This window comes from bacterium (assembly GCA_030018315.1).
GTDB lineage: Bacteria > Hydrothermota > UBA3073 > JACQXS01 > JAGMCI01 > JASEGA01.
On sequence record JASEGA010000074.1, the window covers coordinates 1 to 508 of the forward strand.

Sequence of the window (508 nt, forward strand, 5' to 3'; positions counted from 1 at the left end):
AAATACCGTTATTCGTTATTCGTTAAACGTTAAACGTGATGGCAGTTATCCGATTAACCTCGCCTGCCATAGCGAAGCGGCGGGCAGGGATTTACGACTAACGATTCACGATTTAGCTGGTAGATTAGTTAAGTCTTTCCACCTAACCAACTATCCAACTAACCAACTAACTACCATTTCTTGGGATGGCAGTGATGATAGTGGTAAGCGATTACCGAGTGGCATTTATTTCTGTAAGTTATTCACAGAATCCTGCGGACAAGTAGGAGATGAAAGTTTAACTAAACAACTACTTTTGTTAAGGTGAAGGAAAATGACGAAATCCGAATGTTAATAAGATGAAGAAACTAAATCCTAAATCCGAAATCCTAATCTCTAAATCTCTAAACAAATTCTAATTCTCAAATTTTCAAAATTCCAAACAGTTTGGAACATTGGGATTTTGAATTTGAGATTTATTTAGGATTTGGTGCTTGAGATTTAGGATTTAAAAAATGAGGGGGTGATG

1 protein-coding gene is annotated in these 508 nt (G+C 36.4%); it reads left to right on the forward strand.

The annotated features are described in order from the left end of the window. Nucleotides 1–307: FlgD immunoglobulin-like domain containing protein (locus QMD71_10120; GenBank protein MDI6841177.1), on the forward strand; the 307-nt coding region annotated here is incomplete at its 5' end. Nucleotides 308–508: the final 201 nt, after the last annotated feature.